The 15841-nt window shown below is 66.8% G+C and carries 12 protein-coding genes; 1 reads left to right on the top strand and 11 read right to left on the bottom strand.

Annotated elements, in window-relative coordinates:
* Positions 1-21 precede the first annotated feature (21 nt).
* On the bottom strand, positions 22-2148 hold the full coding sequence (locus LDO54_RS28630) for a 3-hydroxyacyl-CoA dehydrogenase NAD-binding domain-containing protein (RefSeq protein WP_224014368.1): 2127 nt from the start codon (positions 2146-2148) through the stop codon (positions 22-24).
* Between the two features lie 173 nt (positions 2149-2321).
* Here LDO54_RS28630 and LDO54_RS28625 point away from each other — a divergent pair, with 173 nt between their 5' ends.
* Complete coding sequence (locus LDO54_RS28625) at positions 2322-3230, top strand: LysR family transcriptional regulator (RefSeq protein ID WP_224014366.1); 909 nt, start codon at positions 2322-2324, stop codon at positions 3228-3230.
* Between the two features lie 50 nt (positions 3231-3280).
* Here LDO54_RS28625 and LDO54_RS28620 read toward each other — a convergent pair whose 3' ends face one another.
* The 10 genes from LDO54_RS28620 to LDO54_RS28575 all read right to left on the bottom strand — a co-directional run bounded on the left by LDO54_RS28620 (position 3281) and on the right by LDO54_RS28575 (position 15830).
* Positions 3281-4066: a DUF4397 domain-containing protein gene (locus LDO54_RS28620; protein WP_224014364.1), complete on the bottom strand. Its 786-nt coding sequence runs from the start codon at positions 4064-4066 to the stop codon at positions 3281-3283.
* A gap of 401 nt (positions 4067-4467) precedes the next feature.
* Positions 4468-4947, bottom strand: a complete 480-nt coding sequence (locus tag LDO54_RS28615) for a Na+/H+ antiporter subunit G (protein WP_436975707.1) — start codon at positions 4945-4947, stop codon at positions 4468-4470.
* Between the two features lie 25 nt (positions 4948-4972).
* Positions 4973-5248, bottom strand: coding sequence for a K+/H+ antiporter subunit F (locus LDO54_RS28610; protein WP_065063380.1), 276 nt, complete (start codon positions 5246-5248; stop codon positions 4973-4975).
* Positions 5242-5736 (bottom strand): Na+/H+ antiporter subunit E, encoded by a 495-nt coding sequence (locus tag LDO54_RS28605; protein ID WP_224014362.1) that lies wholly within the window; start codon positions 5734-5736, stop codon positions 5242-5244. Before LDO54_RS28605 ends, LDO54_RS28610 begins: the two co-directional genes overlap by 7 nt.
* A 2-nt stretch (positions 5737-5738) precedes the next feature.
* A complete protein-coding gene (locus tag LDO54_RS28600) occupies positions 5739-7529 on the bottom strand; it encodes a monovalent cation/H+ antiporter subunit D (protein ID WP_224014360.1) in 1791 nt (596 codons plus the stop codon).
* Positions 7526-7882: a Na+/H+ antiporter subunit C gene (locus tag LDO54_RS28595; RefSeq protein WP_224014358.1), complete on the bottom strand. Its 357-nt coding sequence runs from the start codon at positions 7880-7882 to the stop codon at positions 7526-7528. The genes LDO54_RS28600 and LDO54_RS28595 overlap by 4 nt, the downstream gene beginning before the upstream one ends.
* Complete coding sequence (locus LDO54_RS28590; RefSeq protein ID WP_224014356.1) at positions 7882-10683, bottom strand: monovalent cation/H+ antiporter subunit A; 2802 nt, start codon at positions 10681-10683, stop codon at positions 7882-7884. Before LDO54_RS28590 ends, LDO54_RS28595 begins: the two co-directional genes overlap by 1 nt.
* Positions 10684-10898: 215 nt before the next feature.
* Entirely contained in the window at positions 10899-12026 is a 1128-nt protein-coding gene (locus tag LDO54_RS28585) for an ABC transporter permease (protein WP_224014354.1), read from the bottom strand.
* 1 nt (position 12027) lies between these two features.
* Complete coding sequence (gene rbbA, locus LDO54_RS28580) at positions 12028-14763, bottom strand: ribosome-associated ATPase/putative transporter RbbA (RefSeq protein WP_224014353.1); 2736 nt, start codon at positions 14761-14763, stop codon at positions 12028-12030.
* On the bottom strand, positions 14763-15830 hold the full coding sequence (locus LDO54_RS28575; protein ID WP_224014351.1) for an HlyD family secretion protein: 1068 nt from the start codon (positions 15828-15830) through the stop codon (positions 14763-14765). The genes rbbA and LDO54_RS28575 overlap by 1 nt, the downstream gene beginning before the upstream one ends.
* Positions 15831-15841: the final 11 nt, after the last annotated feature.

Below are 15841 nucleotides of genomic sequence, written 5' to 3'. Positions count from 1 at the left end.
CGCCGGATTAACTCGCTGAAATCAGGCGATCTGATTCAGGCTCGCGAAGTTCGCGCCGCGTTCCACGAGGTCGACCAGCAGCGGCGAGGGCTTCCAGAACAGCGGATCTTCCTTCGCGTATTCGCGGATATCGGCGAGCACGTTCGCGAGGCCGACCGTATCGGCATACTGCATCGGGCCGCCGCGATAGCGCGGGAAACCGTAACCGTAGATCAGCGTCACATCCACGTCGAGCGGGCGCAGCGCGATCTTTTCATGCACGACGTTCGCGCCTTCGTTGACCATCGCGGCCATGTAGCGGCGCAGGATCGCTTCGTCGCTGAAGCTGCGCGGTGAGATGCCCGCGCGTTCGCGCTCGGTGCGGATGATCGACTCCACTTCCGGGTCGGGCGTGCCCACGCGCGCGCCTTCGGGATAGAGGTAGAAGCCGCGGCCCGTCTTCTGGCCAAACCAGCCGCGCTCGCAGAGGCGGTCGGCGATCTGCACGTAACGCGCTTTCGGATCGCGCGTGGCCGCGCGGCGCTTGCGCGTGGCCCAGCCGATGTCGCCGCCCGCGAGATCGACCACCTGATACGGGCCCATCGGGAAGCCGAATTCGCGCACGGCCTTGTCGATCTGATACGGCGACGCGCCGTCTTCCATCAGATGATCGGCCGCCGTGCGATACACGGCGAGAATGCGGTTGCCGATAAAGCCGTCGCAGACGCCCGCGCGCACCGGCACCTTGCGCAGCTTCTTCGCGAGCTCGAATGCGGTGGCGACGACGTCGGCGCTCACGGCCTTCGGCACCACGACTTCGAGCAGTTTCATGATGTTCGCGGGCGAGAAGAAGTGCAGGCCGATCACGTCCTGCGGGCGCTTCACGCTGGCCGCGATGGCGTCGATGTCGAGATACGAGGTGTTGGTGGCGAGCACCGCGCCCGGCTTGCAGACGCGGTCGAGTTCCGCGAACACGGCCTGCTTGACGCCCATTTCCTCGAACACGGCCTCGATCACGAGGTCGACGTTCGCGAGCGCGTCGTACGAGGTGCTGCCGCTGAAGCGCGCGAGCACCTGCGCTTTCGCTTCGGGCTTCATGCGGCCTTTCGCGATCAGGCCGTCGTAGACCTTTTCGACGTGCGCGCGGCCGCGTGCGAGCGAGGCGTCGTCGCGCTCGATCATCGTCACGGGCAGGCCCGAATCGAGCACGGCTACGGCGATGCCCGCGCCCATCGTGCCGCCGCCCACCACGCCGACGCTCTCGATCGCGCGCGGCTTCGCGCTTTTCGTTTCGGGCGACTTCTGCACTTCGCGCTCGGCGAAGAACGCGTGGACGAGGCCCGCGCGCTGCGGGCTTTCGAGGCATTCGAGGAACAGCTTGCGCTCGGTGCGCATGCCTTCTTCGAACGGCTGGTCGAGCGCGGCCTGCACGCAGTCGACGATCTTCAGCGGCGAAAACAGACCGCGCGATTTTTTGCTGGTTTCGGCGCGCGCGGCGTCGATGGCGGCTTGCGAGGCGGCGCGGTCGGCGAGCGCGTGCGCTTCGCGCGTGCGGCGCGGCTGCGCGTGCGCGGCGAGCAGTTCCTGCGCGTAGGCGAGACCTTCCGCAAGAATGTCTTCGCTCGCACCCACGCGGTCGACGAGACCGATCTTGAGCGCTTCCTGCGCGCTCGCGTGGCGGCCGCTGAGCATCAGCGAGAGCGCGGCTTCGGCGCCGATCAGACGCGGCGTGCGCTGCGTGCCGCCCGCACCGGGCAGCAGGCCGAGATTGACTTCGGGCAGGCCGAGCTTCGCGCCCGCGACGGCGAGGCGATAGTGTGCGGCGAGCGCCACTTCGAGACCGCCGCCGAGCGCCGCGCCGTGAATGGCCGCGATCACCAGCTTGTGGCAGGACTCCATGCGCGCGCAGACGTCAGGCAGCGCGGGCGGCTGCGGCGGCTTGCCGAATTCGCGGATGTCGGCGCCCGCGATGAAGTTGCGGCCCGCGCCGACGATCAGCACGGCCTGCACGGCGTCGTTCGATTCGGCGTGCTCGATGGCGGCCGCGAGGCCGCGCCGCACGTCCACGCCGAGCGCGTTCACGGGCGGGTTGTCGACGGTGACGAGCAGCACCTTGCCGCGCAGTTCGTGGGTGACGGGGGAAGCGGGAACGGCCGTATCGATTGCCATGAAGGGTGTCTCCGAATTGAGGGCCTGACAGGCTGCGGGCCCGGAAGGCGGTTCTCTGATATTCGTTTTATTGTGTGTACGCCAAGGTTAATTGACAATCCCATGGTTCGTTGACAGACTGTCAAGGATCCTTTGACAATCGTCAGTCATCAGGAAATCGCCGGGACCAAAACGTGGATGTCAATGCGCTGACCATGCTGGTCGAAATTCTCGACGCAGGCAATCTGAGCGAGGCCGCGCGCCGGCTCAAGATGAGCCGCGCGAACGTGAGTTACCACCTCAATCACCTCGAAAAGTCGGTCGGCCTGCAACTCGTGCGGCGCACCACGCGGCGCGTCGAGCCGACCGAGATCGGGCTGAAGCTCTACGAGCACGGCCGCTCGATCCAGAATGCGCTGCTGGCCGCGCGCGAGTCGGTGTCCACGCTCGGCCAGAGCCTGCAGGGGCGCGTGCGGCTCTCGGTGCCCAGCGGCTATGGGCAACTCGTGATGTCGGACTGGCTGATCCGCTTCAAGCGGCTCTATCCCGGCATCGTGCTCGACGTGATGTTCGAAAACCGCGTGGAAGATCTGCTGCGCGACGAAGTCGATATCGCCGTGCGCGTGATGCACGAACCGCCGCAGAATCTCGTCGCGCGCGACATGGGCGCGGTCAAGTACATCATCTGCGCGTCGTCGCAATGGGCGGCCGAGCATGGCATGCCGCAGACGCTGGAGGATCTCGCGAGCGCGCCCGTGATCACCGCCACGGTGGTGGGGCGGCAACTGCGTCTCGCGGGCTATCTCGACGACGAACGGCACGAGGTGCTGCTGGAGCCGGCGATCATTTCGGAGAACTTTCTATTTCTGCGCCAGTCGATTCTGTCCGGGCTCGGCGTGGGCATCGTGCCCGACTATGTGGTGCATGACGACATCCGCAACGGCTCCGTCGTGACCTCGCTCGACGCGTGGCGTCTGAGCATCTTCGGGACGCACATGTACATGCTCTACATGCCGAACCGCCACCACACGCGCGCCGCCGCCACCTTCATCGACTTCGTGCTCGAAGAAGCGCACAAGACGGGGCGCGGCGCCGCCGCGTGAGTCTGCTTCGCGGCGGCTTGGGCGCGGGTTTGGGTGCCGCGTGAGGGCGTTTATTCACCGGTAAGCTGGTTCGTCAGCTCGACGGCGGGCTGCGAGGTGTTGCCGCCTTGCGCGATCAGCAGATGGATCTGGCCGACCGCGAGTTGCGAGAGCGTGCCCGAGATCGGCACCGAGGTGATCAGCCAGTCGGCGTTATTGCCAAGCTGGAAGCTGGCCGACTGGAAGATCGGCGTCTTCGATCCGGCGACCGTCGCGACGGCGATATAGGTGCCGCCGTTCAGATAGTTCGAATCCTGGCCGCTCGCGGGCACGGCGTTCTTGTACGCCACGCCCGCCATGGTCGGCGAGACGGTGCTGATATCGGTGCCGGGCGCGACGATATAGACGTCGAGGTTCTGCGCGTTGACCGTTGCGTTGAACGCGCGCACGCGTGCGCTGCTGGAGAGCAGGCCCTTGTCGAACGGATCGTCGATCAGGCCGATGTCGCCGCCCGTAAGCGCGGGCAGCGCGAGCACCGTGTATTCGTGGCCCTTGGTGACGTCGGGGAAGTTGCCGCTGGCGATCGCCGTGGTCGTGCCGGTGTTGGCGTAAGCCACCGTCGTGTTGCCCGTGTTGATGTTCGCGAAGTTGGTGACCTGCTTGTACGCGATGTTGGTCTGCAATGGCGAGCCGTTCACGAGGAAGTCCACGTTGCCGCCGCCGGGCAGTGCGTGCACGAAATGGACCTCGGGGTTTTGCAGGCCGAGTTCCTTGCCTACGTCGTTGCCGCCGCCGCCGCATGCGCTCAGCAGGGCTGCCGCGCTCGCGAGCACGGCCAGGGTGCGAATCGTCTTCATCTCATCCACCTCATCGGGTTTCGTTACAGGCTGTAGAAGGCACGGTGTATGTGTGCGCTGTTGTTATGGTTTCCGTTATGGCTTCCGTTATGGCCCGTCCGCGCGCGGTGTTTCGTCGTGCGCGGGTGGGCGAGCATGGTCAGCAATCGCTGTGCCGTGCGAGTGGCGCGTGGGGCGGGAAGTCGTAACAAGGCGTAAGCGCACACGCGGAAACGCTGCGTGGGGCGAAACCCGGTGCGAGGATGAGGAGAAGCGCGATAAGAAGCGCGATAAGAAGCGCAATGAGGGGCGTGATGAGCGCGGCGGCAGCGAGGCACGCAGGCACGCGCGCGAGGCGCGCCTTGCGTTGCCTTTACAACGAAAACAGCGACACGGTGAAGCTTTTACGTGCGAACCGGTACTCAGGCATCCTGAGCGGGCTTGCCTTCCGGGTCCGTGTTTTGCGCCTTCGAATGTGCGTCCCTCGATCGGCCCTTGTCGGCGTCGAGCGGATCATGCGCATTGTCGCGATCGTGTGCGTCGCGCGTATCGCCGTGATCGGCGCACGCGCCAGTGGCGGGCGGACGTCCGCGCGTGGCCGCCGCGAGCGGCACGCGCTGTTGAATGCCGGCCTTCGCGAGCATATGCGCGCTGATCGGCGCGGTCAGAAACAGGAACGCGGGAATCAGCAATTCATGCAGACTCGCGTAGTTGCTGTGAGCGCTGAAATAGATCACCGAGGCGAGCACGATGCCGCCCACGCCGAGCGTGGTCGATTTGGTGGGGCCGTGCAGGCGCATGAAAAAATCGGGCAGACGCGCGAGCCCGATGGCGCCGATCAGCGTAAACAGGCTGCCGATCAGCAGCAGCACGCAGACGATCGCTTCGACGACGGTTTGCATCGGCGGGCCTCGTTTAGTTGAGCATTCAGTTGAGTTCGATGATGTCGCCGCGCTGCAGATACTTCGTCAGCGCGACGGTGCCCACGAAGCCCATCACCGCGATCAGCAGCGCGACTTCGAAGAAGACGGTCGAGCGCAGGCTGATGCCGTACACCACGATCAGCGCGATGGCGTTGATGTTGAGCGTGTCGAGCGCGACGATGCGGTCGGGCAGCGACGGGCCGCGCACGAGCCGCACGAGCGTGAGCAGAAAGGCGAGGCCGAGGATCGCGAGCGAAACCGGAATGGCGATGGCTAGCATGTGAAGATCTCCATCAACGGGGCTTCGTAACGGGACTTGATGAGCGCGACGAGCGCGGCTTCGTCCGCGAGGTCGAGCACGTGCACGACGAGGCGCGTGCGGTCGTCGCTGAGTTCGGCGCAGAGCGTGCCGGGGCTCAGCGAGACGATGCTGATGAGCGCCGTGAGCGCGATCTCGTGCGTGCTGTCGAGCGGCACTTCGATGAACGCGGGCCGCAGGCGCTTCGTCGGGCCGAGCACGAGCAGCGCCACTTCCACATTCGCCACGACGATGTCGATCAGCACGTGCAGCGCGAGAAGCGCGAGCCGCCACGGCTTGCCGAAGCGCACTGGCTGTAGCCACAGGCCTTCGCCGACGCAGAACGAAATCACGCAGCCGAGCACCGCGCCGAGTAGCAGATTGCCGGGCGAGATGTCGTTCATCAGCAGCACCCAGCAGACGAGCAGCACGAATGTGAGCCACGGGTGCGGAAAGAGCCGTTTGAACATGGTCAGCTCCCTTGGGCCGCGGATGCGGGTGCGGATGACGGCGCGGATGGCGGCGCAAGCTCAGGCGCAGGTCCGGGCACGGCCGACGGTGCGGGCAGGATCGCGTGCACGTAGGCTTCGCGGTCGAGCAGTTGCGTGGCCGTGGCGTTGAGATAGTGACGCAGCGCGCCCGCGTCCAGCGTGATCGCCGCCACGCAGCCCAGCAGCAGCGCACAGGCCGCGAGCTTCGCGTTGCTGCCGCGCGGCGCGGACGTCGTGGCATGGGCCTGCGCGCGCGCGGCGGGTTCGGCCCACAGCAGGCGCGTGCCGGTGCGGCTCAGCGCGACGATCGACAACAGGCTCGACAGCAGCACGGCGGGCCACAGCACGGCGGCGGCGCCGATTGGCGTGGCGGAGAGCACCATCGCCTTGCCGAGGAAGCCCGAGAGCGGCGGCAGGCCCGCTGCGCCCACCGCCGCGATCAGATAGAGCAGCCCGGCGACGTTCGAGGGCCACGGGGCGTAGGCGCGCGCGGTGGGGGCGGGCTGCGCGGTGTCAGCCGCTTGCACCGTTTGCTCTGCTTGCACCGATGCCACCGATGCCACCGCCTGCGCGGCGCGCTGGCGCGCGAGCCTCGCAACCGCCGCCGCATCGGATTCAGGCGAGATGGCGGCCACGTTGGCGTCGTCGAGCGCTTCGAGCGAACCGGGTTCGATGTGCTCGGTATCGGCGGCGTGCGGGGCCGCGGCGGCTTCGGGTTCGAGCGTGTCGGCGAGCAGGAACAGCGCGCCCGTGCACAACGTCGTGCTGATCAGGTAGTAGAGCAGCGCGCTCCACGCGAGCGGCGTCTGCTGCGTGGCCGCCGCGATCAGCAGGCCGACCGAGACGAGCACGAGATAGCCCGTCGTGGTCTTGAGGCTCGACACCGCGAGCGCGCCCAGCGCGCCGAACACGATGGTCGCGATCGCGAGCCACCACGCCCAGTGATGCATGAACGCATCGAGCACGCCGCCCGCCGCGCCGAACACGAGCGCATCGCAACGCAGCATCGCGTAGATGCCGACCTTGGTCATGATCGCGAACAGCGCCGCGACCGGGCCGATGGCGCTGCGGTACGCCTGCGGCAGCCACATCGACATCGGGAACACGGCGGCCTTCAGGCCGAACACGAGCATCAGCGTGATGCCCGCGAACTGCGCGAGCGGCAGCGTGCCCGTGGGCAGCAGCGCGAGACGCTCGCCCATGTCGGCCATGTTGAGCGTGCCGGTGATGCCGTACAGCACGCCCAGCGCGATCAGGAAGAACGACGAACCGACGAGGTTCATCAGCAGATAATGCAGCCCGTTGCGCACGCGCCGCGCGCCGCCGCCGTGCAGCAGCAGCGCATACGAAGCGATCAGCAGGAGTTCGAAGAATACGAACAGGTTGAACAGGTCGCCCGCGAGGAACGCGCCGTTCAGGCCCATCAGCTCGAACTGGAACAGCGCGCGGAAATAGCGTCCGCGCCGCGCGTCGGCGCTCGAAGTGCCGATCAGGCAGCACACCGCGAGCACGGCGGTCAGCAGCAGCATCAGCGCGCCGAGCCGGTCGAGTTGCAGCACGATGCCGAACGGCGCGGGCCAGGCGCCGAGCGCGTAAGTGGCGATATCGCCTTGCGCCGCGTGCGCCATCAGCAGGGCGGCGACCGGCAGCAGCGCGACGATGGCGAGCGCGTTGAGCGCGCGTTGCAGGCGCTTCGCGCGCGGCGGCAGCGCGACGATGGCCGCCGCCGCGAACAGCGGAATCAGGATGGGGAGCAGAAGGGCGTGATTCATTCGTCGCGCGCCGCCTCGCTGGAGATGCGGTCGTCGGCGAGGCCGTCGACGTGATCGTTGCCCGTGATCGCGAGCGAGCGCAGCGCGAGCACGACTGTGAAGGCCGTCATCGCGAAGCCGATCACGATGGCCGTGAGTACGAGCGCTTGAGGCACGGGGTCGGCGTATTCGGCGCCCGCCGCGATCACGGGCGGCTTGCCGGTCGAGAGCCGGCCCATGCCGAGCAGGAACAGGTTGATCGCATACGAGAACAGCGTGATGCCGAGAATCACGGGCAGCACGCGCGCGCACAGCAGCAGGTAGATGCCGCAGGTGCAGAGCACGCCGATTGCGGCGGCGAAGGCGGCTTCCATCAGCTTTTCTCCACGGATTGCATGTCCTTGTCGCGCACGCCGAGGTGCGAGACGATCGTCAGCGTCGTGCCCACCACGGCACCCACCACGCCGAGATCGAACAGCATCGCCGTGCTCAGTTCGATCTCGCCGATCAGCGGCAGATGGAAGTGCCCGAACGCGCTCGTCAGGAACGGATGGCCGAAGGCGAGACTGCCCAGCCCCGTGGCCGCCGCGACGAGCAGCCCGAGCCCCGCGAGCGCGCGATAGTTGAGGCGGATGCGCGACTCGGTCCAGAGCACGCCGCTCGCCACGTATTGCAGCAGCAGCGCGACGGAGACGATCAGCGCGGCGATGAAGCCGCCGCCCGGCAGATTGTGGCCGCGCAGGAACACGAACACGGCCACCAGCACGGTGAGCGGCAGCATCAGCCGCGCGAGGATCGCGAGCAGCAGCGGATGCGATTGCGACGACCACGGCAGCCCGCCCGGACCCGTGTCGGGCGCTTTCAGGCGCAGGCCGCGCAAGAGCGCCTTGACCGCGAGACCGGCCACCACGAGCACGCTGATTTCGACCATCGTGTCGAAGCCGCGAAAGTCGACGAGGATCACGTTCACGACGTTGTGACCGCCGCTGCCGGGCAGCGCGTTGGCGAGGAAGTATGGCGCGATGCCGTGCTCGGGCGTGCGCGTCATCACTTCGTAGGCCACGCTGCCGAGCAGGCCGCCGCCCGCGAGCGCGAGCAGGCCGTTGCGCAGGCGCGTGGGAATCGGCTCGGCGGCGGTTTGCAGTTGCGGCAGGAAATAGATCGCCAGCACCAGCAGCAGGATCGTGACGACTTCGACGGAGATCTGCGTGAGCGCGAGATCAGGCGCGGAGAAGCGCGCGAACGCGAGCGTCACGAGCAGCCCGCAGGTGCTCAGCATGACGAGCGCGTAGAGCGTGTGTGCGCGTGCGAGCACCACGCCGAGCGCGAACAGCGCCATCAGCCCGAGGCCGCAGAGCGTGACGGGATCGAGCGGCATGCTCGCATACGTGCCGCCGAACGCGCCCAGCGCGACGAACGAGGCGCCCGGCACGATCAGCATCGCGGCGATCATCCACGAAAGATAGTGCGGCAGCGAGCGCGTTTCGAACACGCGCACGATCGCGCCCGCGCCTTTTTCGAGGCGCTGCACGAGGCGGTCGAAGTCCTCGCTCGCGTTCATCTCCGTGAGCAGCGAGCGATGATGGCGGAACGCGTCGCGGCGCGCGAAGAACAGCACGCCGCCCGCCACGAACGACACCACGCTCATGACGAGCGGCGTGTTGATGCCGTGCCACAGGCTCAGGCTGTATTCGGGCAGCTTGCCGCCGAGTGTGAACCATGCCGCCGATTCGAGCAGACGGCCGATCGACTGCTGCGGAAAGAGGCCGATCAGCAGACAGATCACCACGAGGATTTCCACCGGCAGCTTCATGAAGCGCGGCGGTTCGTGCGGCGGATAGTGAGGCAGGTCGCGCGGCGTTTCGCCGTCGAAGAACACGCCCCAGACGAAGCGCAGCGAGTACGCCACCGAGAGCGCGGCGGCCACGATGGCGACGACCGGAATCGCCCAGTTCAGCGGGCCGAACATGCCTTGCGCGAGCGTCTCGCCGAAGAACATTTCCTTCGAGAGAAAGCCGTTGAGCAGCGGCACGCCCGCCATCGCGAGCGACGCCACGCTCGCCAGCACGGCCGTGTGCGGCATGAACTTGCGCAGGCCGCGCAGACGGCCGAGATCGCGCGTGCCGCTTTCGTGATCGATGATGCCCGCCGCCATGAACAGCGAGGCCTTGAACACCGCGTGGTTGACGGTGTGAAAAAGCGCGGCGACGGTGGAGAGCTGCGTGTCGAGACCGAACAGCAGCACGATCAGGCCGAGATGGCTGATCGTGGAGTAGGCGAGCAGGCCCTTGAGATCGCGCTGGAACAGCGCCATCGACGCGCCGCCCACGAGCGTGACGAGGCCCGCGAGCGTCGCCGTATAGGCCCACCAGTGCGTGCCTTCGAACACGGGGTAGAGACGCGCGAGCAGGAACACGCCGGCCTTCACCATCGTCGCCGAATGCAGGTACGCGGACACCGGCGTGGGCGCCGACATCGCGTGCGGCAGCCAGAACTGGAACGGGAACTGCGCCGACTTCGTGAACGCCGCGAACAGCGCGAGCAGCAGAATGGCCGGATAGAGCGGATCGTGCTGGATCTTGTCGACTTGCGCGAGCACGTCGTTGAGTTCATAGCTGCCGCAGACGTGGCCGAGCAGCAGCACGGCGGCGAGCAGCGCGAGTCCGCCCGCGCCCGTGATGGTGAGCGCCATGCGCGCGCCGCGCCGCGCGTCGGGCCGCGACGGCCAGAAGCCGATCAGCAGGAAGGAGACGAGGCTCGTCAGCTCCCAGAAGATCACGAGCAGCAGCAGATTGTTCGCGAGCACGACGCCGAGCATCGCGCCCATGAACAGCAGGAGCAGCAGATAGAGACGCGGCAGCGCCTCGCTGCCCGCGAGGTAGTAGCGCGCGTAGATGAACACCAGCAGGCCGATCGCGAGCACCAGCAGCGCGAACATGAACGACAGGCCGTCGAGACGCAGCGACAGCGCGAGGCCGATGTCGGGCACCCACTCGCGGCGCCATTGCAGCACGCCGTGGCTCGACATGCCCACGCGTTCGCTGAGCAGCAGGCCGAGGCCGAACAGCGCCGCCGCGAAGGCGATCCAGGTGGAGAGCGCGCTGGCGCGCCGCGCCGTGAGCGCCACCAGCGCCGCAGCCACGAACGGAAGTACGACGAGCCACCCCAATACCATTCGATGCTCTCCGGGAATCCCGCTGCACGCGGTTTGAACGGTGCGGGCCCGCCGGGCCGCAGCTACGATCATAGCCGCAAACGGGGTCGGAGTTCATGCGATTGGCATTGGGGCTGCCTTGGGGCTGCATTGAGGGCGCATTGACGCGGCGCTCGCGTCTGCGCGGTGCTTGCGCGGCGCTTGCGTGGCGGCGATCCGCGCGCGCTGCGCCATGCTCAGGCCATCTGGCTGAGCGTCTTGCGAAAACGCGCGAGCGAGAACACGAACAGCACGGTGCCGATCACGGCGAGCCAGAGAAACGGCTGCCAGACGACCGAGATGCCCGCGCCGCGGAACAGGATCGCCTGCCCCAGTTCGACGAAGTGCGTGGTGGGCGCGGCGAGCATGATGTGCTGCACGAATTCCGGCATGCTTTCGCGCGGCGTGCTGCCGCCCGAGAGCATTTGCAGCGGCAGCAGCACGAGCACGAGCAGCATGCCGAACTGCGGCATGCTGCGCGCGAGCGTCGCCATGAAAATGCCCATCGACGTGGTCGCGAACAGATGCAGCGCCGCGCCCGTGAGAAACAGCGCGACCGAGCCTTCGATCGGCACGTGCAGCGCGCCGCGCACGATGAACGTGAGCGAAAGCGCGGCGGCCACGAGCACCACGAGCCCCATCGACCAGACTTTCGCGAGCATGATTTCGGTGGGCGTGACGGGCATCACCAGCAAGTGCTCGATGGTGCCGTGCTCGCGCTCGCGTATCAGCGCCGCGCCCGTGAGGATGATCGACAGCATCGTCACGTTGTTGATGATTTCCATCAGCGAGCCGAACCACGCCTGCGTGAGATTCGGATTGAAGCGCGCGCGCACGGCGAGATCGACGGGCAGTTCGGTGGGCGCGCGGTAGCGGTTCACGAATTCCGTGGCTTCGTCGTTGATCATCTGCTGGATGTAGCTGCTGCCCGTGAACGCCTGGCTCATGCGCGTGGCGTCCACGTTGAGCTGCACTTGCGCCGCGCGTCCCGCGAGCACGTCGCGTTGCAGGTTCGGCGGAATGTTCAGCACGAAGGTGTAGTTGCCCGCGTCCATGCCACGGTCGGCCTGAGCGGGCGTGACCATGACCGGCGCGAGAAAATGCGGCGGAAAGAACGCCTGAATGAGACGCTGCGAGAGCGGCGAAACATCGTTGTCGATCACGGCGATGGGCGCCATGTGCAGCGACTCGGGTCGCGAGGTCGCCGACGAATAGATCATCGCCGTGAACGAGAACACGATGAGGATCAGCAGCATGGGGTCGCGCGCGAGGCTCCAGAGTTCCTTCACGCCGAGACGGTAGATGTTGGCGAGGTGGCGGCGCATCTCAGCTCTCCTGCTTCTTGAGCAGCGCGACGGTCAGGCCGAGCACGATGGGCGTGGCGATCGCGAGCGGCCAGAACGAATGCCAGAGGTCGCCGAAATTGAGCGCCTTGTTGAAGACGCCGCGGCTGATCGTGAGCATATGGCTCGCCGGATAGATCTGCCCGATCAGGCGGCCCGTACCTTCGAGCGACGACACCGGCGTGATGAGGCCCGCGAACTGAACCGAAGGCACCATCGTGCCGATCATCGTGAAGAACAGCGCGGCGATCTGGCTTTTCGTGAACGTCGAGGCGAGCAGGCCGATCGCGGTCGCGCAAAGGCAGTAGAGAATGGCCGCGCAGAACAGCGTGGAGAAACTGCCTTTGATTGGCACCCCGAATAATGTAATGGCGAGCAGCACCATCAGCAGGAAATTGAGCATCGCGAGCAGCACGTAAGGCGCCTGCTTGCCCAGCAGGAATTCGAGCCGCGTGACCGGCGTGACGTAGAGATTGATGATCGAGCCCAGTTCCTTCTCACGCACCACGGCGAGCGCGGTGAGCATTGCGGGCATCATCAGCAGCAGCACGGGGATCACGGCGGGCACCATCGCGGGCAGGCTGCGCACGTCTGGGTTGTAGCGAAAGCGCGTTTCGACGGAGACCGCCGAATGCGCGGTGACGCCCAGGCGCAGCTTCGCCTGTTCGAGCAGCCAGCCCTGGTGCATGCCGAGCACGTAGCCGCGCACGGTTTCCGCACGCTGCGGCATCGCGCCGTCTACCCAGACGCCGATCTGCACGGCCTTGCCGCGCCCCACGTCGCGCGCGAAACCGGGCGGAATCTCGATCGCGAGCGCGAGTTCGCCGCTGCGCATGCGCTTGTCCATTTCCGCGTAACTCGCGATGGGCGGGCGCTCGACGAAGTAGCGCGAGCCCGCAATATTCAGCTCGTAGTTGTGCGAGAGCGCGGTCTGGTCGTGATCGAGCACGGCGAAGCGCAAGTCCTCCACGTCCATGCTGATGCCGAAGCCCATCACGAACAGGAGCAGCAGCGAGCCCGCGAGCGCGAGCGTCGCGCGCACGGGATCGCGGCGCAGTTCGAGCGCCTCGCGCCACATATAGCTCCAGGCGCGTTGCAGGCTGAAGCCGCGATGCTGTTCGGGATGCGCGGCGGCATCGGGGTTTTCGGCGAGCGCGGAGAGTTCGTCGGTGGTGCTTTCCTCGGTGCCCGCGCCCGCGTCCACCAGATACGCGATGAAGGCTTCTTCGAGCGTGGCCGCGCCGCGATCGCGTGTGATGTTCGTGGGCGTGTCGCTCACGAGCACGCGGCCCGCGTGCATCAGCGAAATGCGGTCGCAGCGCCCGGCCTCGTTCATGAAGTGCGTGGAGATGAAGATCGTCACCTGATCCTCGCGCGCGAGCGCGATCAGCAGGCGCCAGAAGTTGTCGCGCGCGACCGGATCGACGCCCGAGGTCGGTTCGTCGAGGATCAGCAACTCGGGCTTGTGCACCATCGCCACCGCGAGCGAGAGCCGCTGGCGCACGCCGAGCGGCAGGCTCTCGGGCAGCGTGTCGAGCGCCTCGGCGAGCGCGAAGCGTTCGACCATTTCGTCGACGCGCGCGGGAATCTCGGCTTCGGGCACGTGAAAGAGACGCGCATGCAGCACGAGATTCTGGCGCACCGTGAGTTCGCCGTAGAGCGAGAACGCCTGCGACATGTAGCCGACGCGTCGGCGCGTGTCGAGATCGCGCGGATCGACTTCATGGCCGAACAACCACGCCTTGCCTTCGCTCGCAGGCAAGAGGCCCGTGAGCATCTTCATCGTCGTCGATTTGCCGCAGCCGTTCGAGCCGAGAAAGCCGAAGATCTCGCCGCGCTGAATGCGAAAGCTCACGTGATCGACGGCCACGAAGTCGCCGAAACGCATCGTCAGGTCTTTCGCTTCGATGGCGATTTCAGTGTGCTCGTCCACGTTCAGCGGCACGATTTCGACCGGCTCGTGGCCGCGCTTTTTCGCCTCGGGCAGCAGCGCGATAAACGCATCTTCGAGCGAGGCCGTGTGCGTGCGTGCGAGCAGTTCGGCGGGCGTGCCGGTCGCGAGCACCGCGCCGTCGTCCATCGCGATCAGCCAGTCGAAGCGCTGCGCCTCGTCCATGTATGCGGTCGCGACGATCACGCTCATCGACGGGCGCTCCTTGCGGATGCCGTTGATGAGGTCCCAGAACTGCGCGCGCGCGAGCGGATCGACGCCCGTGGTGGGTTCGTCGAGAATCAGCAGATCGGGGTCGTGGATCAGCGCGCAACAGAGGCCGACTTTCTGCTTCATGCCGCCCGAGAGCTTGCCCGCGGGCCGCGCGAGAAACGGATCGAGGCCGGTGCTGCGCGTGAGCGCGTCGATGCGGCGGCGGCGCTCGCCGGCGTCGTGGCCGAACAGGCGGCCGAAGAATTGCAGATTCTCCTCGACCGAGAGCGTGGGATAGAGATTCTTGCCGAGCCCTTGCGGCATGTAGGCGATGCGCGGGCAGACGTCGTCGCGATGCTTCTTGCTCGACATGTCGCCGCCGAGCACCCACACGAGACCTTCCTGCACCTTGCGCGCGCCCGCGATCAGCGAGAGCAGGCTCGACTTGCCCACGCCGTCCGGGCCGATCATGCCGACCATCAGTCCGGCCGGAATGTCCTGCGTGACGTCGCGCAGCGCGACGGTCTTGCCATAGTGCAGGCCGACATGCTCGAGGCGAACGGCGGGTTCACTCATCAGGGCACCTTGACCTCAAGTTTGCCGGGCCAGTCTTCGTTGGGGTCCAGCTTGACCCACGCGACGCCGGGCAGGCCGGTTTTCACGTACTTGAGATGCGCCTGGAGCAGCACGGGATCGATCTGCGCCTTCACGCGGAACATCAGCTTTTCGCGCTCGCTTTGCGTTTCCACGGTCTTCGGCGTGAACTGCGCGGTCGAGGAAACGAACGTGACCTTGGCGGGAATCACCCACTGCGGCGCGGCGTCGAGAATGATGCGCACGTCCTGGCCGAGCGAGACGCGGCCCGCCGCATTGGTCGGCAGGAAGAAGGTCATGTAGACGTCGGCGAGGTCGATCATGTTGAGCACCTTGCCGCCCGAGCCGAGCACTTCGCCGGGCTGCGCGACGCGGTACTGCACGCGGCCCGCGCGCGGCGCTTTCAGATCGCTGTCCTGAATGTCGGCCTGCACGCGGTCGATGGTCGCCTGCGCCGCCGCAATCGCCGATTCCGCGCCGGTCTGCTGCGCCTTCGCCGCCGCGACGGCCGCGGCGGCGGCGGTGACCTGGGCCTTGGCGGCGGCCACGGCGGCTTGCGAACTGCGTACGCGCGCGCGGTCGTCGTCGAGTTCCTGCATCGACGAGGCGCCTTCCTTCGAGAGCTTTTCCGAGCGCGCGAGACGGCGGCGCGCCGCGTCGAGTTCGCTTTCGCGCTGCGTCACGGTGGCCTCGGCGGCGCGCTGATCGCTCTCGCGCAAGGCGACTTGCGCTTTCGCGCTTGCATCCTTGTTGACGGCCTGCTGATGCTGCGCGACCGCTTCGCTGCGCTGCGCCTGAAGCGTGTCGACCTGCATGTGTGCGAGCGTCTGGCCCGCCTCGACGAAGTCGCCTTCCTTGACCAGCACGTCCTGCACGCGGCCCGCGAGCTTGGTGGCGACGTCGATCTCGGTGGCCTCGATGCGGCCGTTGCCGTTCACGAAATCGGCGCCCAGACCGCGATCCGCGTAATGGCGCCAGCCGAAATAACCGCCCGCCGCGACCACGATCACGACGACGGCGGGAATCCATTTGCGGGCTGATATTGGCATGACGGGAACCT

Source organism: Paraburkholderia tropica (assembly GCF_914484835.1).
Taxonomy (GTDB): domain Bacteria; phylum Pseudomonadota; class Gammaproteobacteria; order Burkholderiales; family Burkholderiaceae; genus Paraburkholderia; species Paraburkholderia tropica_A.
Note: the sequence above shows the minus strand (reverse complement) of the source record. Positions and strands in the feature narration are given on the sequence as shown.

What these genes read in the sequence shown, in the direction of transcription:
- LDO54_RS28620 (WP_224014364.1), bottom strand. Translation starts at nt 4,066, where the DNA reads ATGAAGACGATTCGCACCCTGGCCGTGCTCGCGAGCGCGGCAGCCCTG.
- LDO54_RS28595 (WP_224014358.1), bottom strand. Translation starts at nt 7,882, where the DNA reads ATGGAAGCCGCCTTCGCCGCCGCAATCGGCGTGCTCTGCACCTGCGGC.
- LDO54_RS28605 (WP_224014362.1), bottom strand. Translation starts at nt 5,736, where the DNA reads ATGTTCAAACGGCTCTTTCCGCACCCGTGGCTCACATTCGTGCTGCTC.
- LDO54_RS28610 (WP_065063380.1), bottom strand. Translation starts at nt 5,248, where the DNA reads ATGCTAGCCATCGCCATTCCGGTTTCGCTCGCGATCCTCGGCCTCGCC.
- rbbA (WP_224014353.1), bottom strand. Translation starts at nt 14,763, where the DNA reads ATGAGTGAACCCGCCGTTCGCCTCGAGCATGTCGGCCTGCACTATGGC.
- LDO54_RS28590 (WP_224014356.1), bottom strand. Translation starts at nt 10,683, where the DNA reads ATGGTATTGGGGTGGCTCGTCGTACTTCCGTTCGTGGCTGCGGCGCTG.
- LDO54_RS28600 (WP_224014360.1), bottom strand. Translation starts at nt 7,529, where the DNA reads ATGAATCACGCCCTTCTGCTCCCCATCCTGATTCCGCTGTTCGCGGCG.
- LDO54_RS28575 (WP_224014351.1), bottom strand. Translation starts at nt 15,830, where the DNA reads ATGCCAATATCAGCCCGCAAATGGATTCCCGCCGTCGTCGTGATCGTG.
- LDO54_RS28585 (WP_224014354.1), bottom strand. Translation starts at nt 12,026, where the DNA reads ATGCGCCGCCACCTCGCCAACATCTACCGTCTCGGCGTGAAGGAACTC.
- LDO54_RS28615 (WP_436975707.1), bottom strand. Translation starts at nt 4,947, where the DNA reads ATGCAAACCGTCGTCGAAGCGATCGTCTGCGTGCTGCTGCTGATCGGC.
- LDO54_RS28630 (WP_224014368.1), bottom strand. Translation starts at nt 2,148, where the DNA reads ATGGCAATCGATACGGCCGTTCCCGCTTCCCCCGTCACCCACGAACTG.